Annotated in this window: 5 protein-coding genes; 3 read left to right on the forward strand and 2 right to left on the reverse strand. The window is 40.0% G+C overall.

The features are described 5' to 3' along the window. The first annotated feature begins 107 nt into the window (after positions 1-107). Positions 108-1,655 carry a peptide MFS transporter gene (locus ACTF6W_RS03205; protein ID WP_438993096.1) on the forward strand — a complete coding sequence of 516 codons (1,548 nt, stop codon included), beginning with the start codon at positions 108-110 and terminating at the stop codon, positions 1,653-1,655. Positions 1,656-1,692: 37 nt separating this feature from the next. On the opposite strand, the gene ACTF6W_RS03210 is transcribed toward ACTF6W_RS03205, so the two are convergent. Then, the gene (locus ACTF6W_RS03210; RefSeq protein ID WP_438993097.1) at positions 1,693-2,409 is read right to left on the reverse strand and encodes a nitroreductase family protein; all 717 of its coding nucleotides are present in this window, start codon (positions 2,407-2,409) and stop codon (positions 1,693-1,695) included. 70 nt (positions 2,410-2,479) lie between these two features. Beyond that, positions 2,480-4,303, reverse strand: a complete 1,824-nt coding sequence (locus ACTF6W_RS03215) for an ABC-F family ATP-binding cassette domain-containing protein (RefSeq protein WP_438993098.1) — start codon at positions 4,301-4,303, stop codon at positions 2,480-2,482. Between the two features lie 132 nt (positions 4,304-4,435). Here ACTF6W_RS03215 and msrP point away from each other — a divergent pair, with 132 nt between their 5' ends. Both msrP and ACTF6W_RS03225 read left to right on the forward strand, forming a co-directional pair. Continuing rightward, entirely contained in the window at positions 4,436-5,380 is a 945-nt protein-coding gene (gene msrP / locus ACTF6W_RS03220) for a protein-methionine-sulfoxide reductase catalytic subunit MsrP (RefSeq protein WP_438993099.1), read from the forward strand. A gap of 71 nt (positions 5,381-5,451) precedes the next feature. Further along, on the forward strand, positions 5,452-6,000 hold a 549-nt coding region (locus ACTF6W_RS03225; protein WP_438993100.1), incomplete at its 3' end, for a sulfite oxidase heme-binding subunit YedZ.

Here is a 6,000-nt window from a genome sequence, read left to right on the forward strand (position 1 = left end):
TCAAAGTTATTCTATGAATTATTTATAGTCTCATTCAATTAAAACGTAAACGTGACTTTTTTAAATTCTTCTCGTAAAGTGGCATAAAATAATATTACGGAGATTATATGTCAGAATATAGTGATGAAATGTATGCGGGGTCACAAAAACCAAATTTCATGGGACACCCAATAGGGCTTTCAGTTCTCTTCTTCACAGAAATGTGGGAACGCTTCTCATATTATGGAATGCGTACAATCCTTATTCTTTATCTTACGAAATACCATCTCTTTGGTGTTGATGAAGCCAGTATGATTTACGGTGCCTATGCAGGTATGGTTTATATGATGCCAATTATTGGTGGATATTTGGCGGACCGTTATCTTGGCAGCAGGAAAGCGGTAACTTACGGTGCCATTCTGTTGGTGGCAGGACATGGTTTGATGGCCTTCCATGGCCCCGCAGCGTATATGAGCGGGGATATCGTTATAAGGGACGAATTCTACATCAATATATTCTTTCTGGCCCTCGCACTTATCATTGGTGGTGTCGGCTTCTTGAAAGCAAATATTTCATCTGTCGTTGGTGCGCTTTATGGCCCAAATGACCCGCGTCGTGATGGTGGATTCTCAATTTTTTATATGGGAATTAATCTAGGATCATTCGCCTCCATGATTATTGTTGGGTATGTTGGTGAAGTTCATGGCTGGAATTATGGTTTTTCACTAGCCGGCATTGGTATGTTGTTTGGTTTACTCGTTTTCTTGTGGGGACAAAAGTATCTTGGTGGCCGTGCAGAACCACCTAAACCTGAAGTTCTAAAAGAGAAATCACCAATTGGTTTAAACAAGGAAAATACTATTTACCTATTTGGTCTTGGCATGGTCGCCCTTAGTTTCGTCATGATGCAATATGATGAAATGGTTATACAGTTGGTGGGTATATCTGGAACATTTATGATTGGACTTGTGCTTTTTTATGGATTTACAAAGTGTGATAAGGTGGATCGAGATCGTCTCTTTGTTGCACTCTTTTTGATCGCAGTACAGTCCGTTTTTTGGGCACTGTTTGAACAACAAGCTGCCAGCTTGACATTGCTGGCGGATCAACAATTTGATCTGAATTTCTTAGGATTGAATATTCTGGCGTCGCAAGTACAAACCATGAATGCGATGTTTATTATTATGTTTGCTCCTGTAATGGCGTGGGCTTGGCTTGCGCTTGCGAAAAAGAAATGGGAGCCATCTACGCCGGCGAAATTTGGTTATTCACTTTTGATAATCGGTGCAGGTTATATCGTGTTTGCTTGGGGTATGGGACTTGATGATAGCACCTCCAAGAGCTTCCTTTGGTTAATCTTCATTTATTTTATGCTGACACTCGCTGAACTTTTCTTAAGTCCGGTTGGGCTCTCGATGGTTACGAAATTAAGTGTACCGAAGATCGTGGGAATGATGATGGGAACGTGGTTTTTGTTTACGGCGCTTGGTAATAACGTAGCCGGTTGGATAAGCTCTCTAATGGGTAGTCAGGAACATGGTGCAGCAAGTGGTACACTTGATATGACTGCGACAATGGATCTTTATACGATGATCGGTCTCGGCAGTGGAGTGATTGGGATCATAATTTTATTGCTGACGCCTCTCTTAAAAAAAGGAATGCACGGCGTTCATTAATGACGAAAGGCCGGAAAGTTTCGGCCTTTTTTGTTCCTTAAAACACTGTCATAATTTCTTCAAGTGGCTTTTTCCATTTTGCATGGGCGGGCACGGTCGCATCCTCTGCCGGGTGACCAACGACCAAAATCATTTCTGGTTTTTCAGTCGACGGCCGCCCACACAGCTCATTTAAAAACTTCATAGGGTTTGGCGTATGGGTTAGCGTGCTAAGCCCCGCTTTATGAAGCGCCGTGATTAGAAACCCTGTAGCAATACCGACACTCTCATTGACATAATAATTTTTAAATTTACGTCCGTTTCGATCAATACTGGTGCGCTGTGCAAAAATAACAATAAGCCATGGTGCTTCGGTTAAATGCGGCTTGTGGTCATTGGTACCAATGGGCTCAAGTGCTCCCAGCCATTCATCGCTGGCACGTCCTGCATAGAATGTTTTTTCTTCTTCTTCTGCGGCATCACGAATTTTTTGTTTATGGTCGGGATTTTCTATTATTGCAAAATGCCAAGGTTGATGGTTTGCGCCACTTGGGGCAAGACCTGCGGCTCGAATACAATTTTCAATCACTTCTCTAGGGACGGGTCTAGAAGAATACTCACGTACCGTATGGCGCTTCTTCATCAATTCATAAAACTCTTCTGATTTACTAATCATTTCTTTATCGCTCATTTCCCATTTGTCTGGAATCGGCAGCGCTTTATATTCATGGTCAAGTGGAATGGATGATTGAAAACTTTTATCTTCTTTTGTCATAACGAACCCCTTTATTATTAAGCATTACATCTTATTCATGAAATGTTACATATGCAACTATTAGTGTTAATCATTCAATATTAGGAACATTATTCGCTTCTTCTTTTAAAATTTCTAGCTCAAGCCATTCTTCTTCTTTTTGATCCCGGAGGGCATTTAGTTTTTCAAGTTCGGCAGAACATTTATGAAATAGGTCAGGGTTTTCGGAATAAAGATTTGGTTCCGCTAATTTTTCCTCAAACATTTTTATGTTCTTTTCAATCTTGGCAATTTCCTTAGGAATATTTTCAAGCGCAAATTGATGTTTGAAACTCAGTTTTTTGGGTTGATTTTTTTGTTTAGCTTTAATTTCTTTCTTTTCTTTATTCTTCTGTTCAGTGCGCTTCTTAGGTCCATCTGTGCGGTTTTTTCGTTGTCTTATATAATCTTTATATCCTCCAGGATATTCAACCACATCACCGTTGCCTTCCATCGCTATCGTTGATGTAACCAAGCGGTCTAAAAAGTCACGGTCATGGCTAACCAAAATAAGCGTTCCTTCATATTCACTCAGTACATCTTGCAATAAATCCAATGTATCCATATCCAGATCATTCGTTGGCTCATCTAAAATGAGAAGGTTTGTTGGTTGAGCAAGTGTCTTGGCGAGCAGAAGCCTGTTTCTTTCTCCCCCTGATAATGAACTAACAGGACTGTGCGCCTGCGATGCATCAAATAGGAAATCTTTTAAATAGGAAATGATGTGTTTAGAATGACCGCGGACCATTATATGATCACTACCGTCACTTAATGTTTCCCAAACCGTATTGGTTTCTTTAATGAGTGAACGATGTTGATCTAGGAATGTAGGAATTAAATTAGTACCTAACTTCACCCGTCCTTGATCCGGTTGAAGGTCTCCGGTTAGAATTTTTAAAAGTGTCGTTTTACCCGTGCCGTTGGAACCTATAATGCCAACACGATCACCTCTTAGAATTTTACAATTGAAATTTGTTAAGATCGTTTTTTCACCAAAGGAATGGAATACTTTATGGACTTCAATAACCTTTTTGCCGGATGATTTGCCACTATCAGTAGCGATTTTGGCTGAACCAACGACAGCGATTTGTTTTTCACGTTGATCACGTAATTCCCAAAGGCGCCTCATGCGCCCCATATTTCTTTTTCGTCGAGCCGTAATCCCTTTATGTGACCAGTCCGTTTCTTTTTCAATCAGCTTATCTAATTTTTCCCGCTCGACGGTTTCTTGCTCAAGAATACCAGATGACCATTCATCAAAGTGTGCGAATCCCTTATCAAGTCGCCTGACCTTTCCGCGATCAAGCCAGAATGTCGTGTTGGTCAGGTTATTTAAAAATGTTCGGTCATGACTGATTAATACGAGTGCGCCGCGCCAACTTTTTAATTTTCCTTCTAGCCATTCGATCGTAGCAATATCCAAATGGTTGGTTGGCTCATCCAATAATAAGATATCAGTATCACTAATAAGCGCGCGCGCAATGGCTGCTCTGCGTCGTTCGCCGCCTGACATTGCTTTTGTTTCTAAAGGTCCACTTAGCCCAATTTCAGCCAAGATAATATCAGCTTGGAAGTGGTCATCTTCAGAACTATGAACCAGTCCGCTGATAACGTAATCGTGAGCCGTCTTATATTCAGAGAGATCAGGGTCTTGCTCCAAGTATGTAATATGAGTTCCCGGCTTTATAAATCTTTCACCATTATCAAATTCTACAGTGCCATGGATGATTTTCATTAATGTTGATTTACCCGCACCATTTCTTCCAACCAAGGAAACACGGTCATTCTCACCGATTGATAGCTCCATATCTGTAAAGATAGGGTCGGGACCAAACCTTAACGATATATTGGTCAACGTGAGTAGTGGAGGTGGCATTCTGAGACTTTCATTTTTATTAAGATTATGGCAATAACATAAATGTGATAGTCTGTTAATAGAAAGGCACATAAAATTGCCTTATATATAATAGATAAAGTTTAGAACACGTTTAATAAATCAGGTAACACCATGTTGATAAAAATTAAAAAACCTTGGGAATTAAGTGAGAATGACGTCACATCAGTCGGTAATTATAAAACGCGTCGCGATTTTATAAAAGCGGCGGGTATCGTTACGGCTGCCGGAATGATGGTGCCATATGGCGCATTAGCCAGAACATTAACCGCCGCGGCAAATCCATATGATGGCCGTGATATCAAGGAAGAACTTACGGATAAGCGCGCAATTCTCGGGTATAATAACTACTATGAATTCGGCATGGATAAATCGGATCCTTCGGACAATGCACATAGCTTAATAACTGATCCATGGTCTATTACGGTTGATGGCCATTGTGAAAAGCCAGGAACATATGGTGTCGAAGATTTAATTGATTTTAATGCCCTTGAAGAACGTATTTACCGCATGCGCTGCGTAGAAGCATGGTCGATGGTTATTCCATGGGTTGGTGTCTCATTATCAGAAATCATTAAAAAATTAGAGCCAACGTCAAAAGCAAAATATGTTTATTTTGAAACGCTGGAAGATGAAGCACAAATGCCAGCACTTCTTCGCGGTGTTATTAAATGGCCTTATAAAGAAGGTCTGCGTATGGATGAAGCGATGCATCCTTTAACATTAATGGCAGTTGGTATTTATGGTGAAACACTTGCCAATCAAAATGGTGCGCCTTTGCGTCTCGTGGTGCCATGGAAATATGGTTTTAAAGGCGTAAAATCGATCGTCAAAATTTCATTTTGGGAAGATGAACCAAATACAAGTTGGATGCGTTTGGCGCCGCATGAATATGGCTTTTATGCCAACGTAAATCCGGAAGTTTCTCACCCGCGTTGGTCGCAAGCGAAAGAGCGTCGCATTGGTGATTTCAGCAGACGTCCTACCTTAAAATTTAATGGATATGGCGAGGAAGTCGCTAGTCTATATGCAGGGATTGACTTACGAAAAAATTACTAATGATTAAAGATTTTAAAAGACCGATATTGCATTTAATTTGCCTTGCGCCGTCTCTATGGTTATTTCATCAGATGTGGCTATGGTATAATTTTGCACCGCACAGTTTAACGGCAAATCCAATTGAATATATCACGGATTTTACGGGTGACTGGACCATAAGATTTTTATTGATCTCGTTAAGTGTGACACCTTTAGCCAAGATTTTTAAATTTAAGATATTGAAATATAGGCGCGCTATAGGACTTTACGCTTTTTATTATGCATCGTTACATTTCTTAAATTATATGGTTTTAGATTATTTCTTTGATTGGACGTTAATCCTCGAAGATATCTTTAAACGCCCTGCGCTAACATTTGGAATGATCGGCTTTACGTTATTGATCCCGTTGGCAATCACATCAACGAAATCAATTATCAAAAAAATGGGAAAGAATTGGATAAAACTTCATCGTTTGGTCTATGTGCTGACCATTTTTGCCATCGTACATAATTACATGATGGTAAAAGCAGATGTACTTATCCCGATTATTCATGCTAGTATTTTGACAGTTTTATTAGGGTACCGTGTATTTTCTTATAAAAGTAAAAAATCAAAACGGTCAAATAAGCAATTGTCCGGG

Source organism: Pseudemcibacter sp., assembly GCF_965661635.1.
In the GTDB taxonomy this organism is placed as follows: Bacteria; Pseudomonadota; Alphaproteobacteria; order Sphingomonadales; family Emcibacteraceae; genus Pseudemcibacter.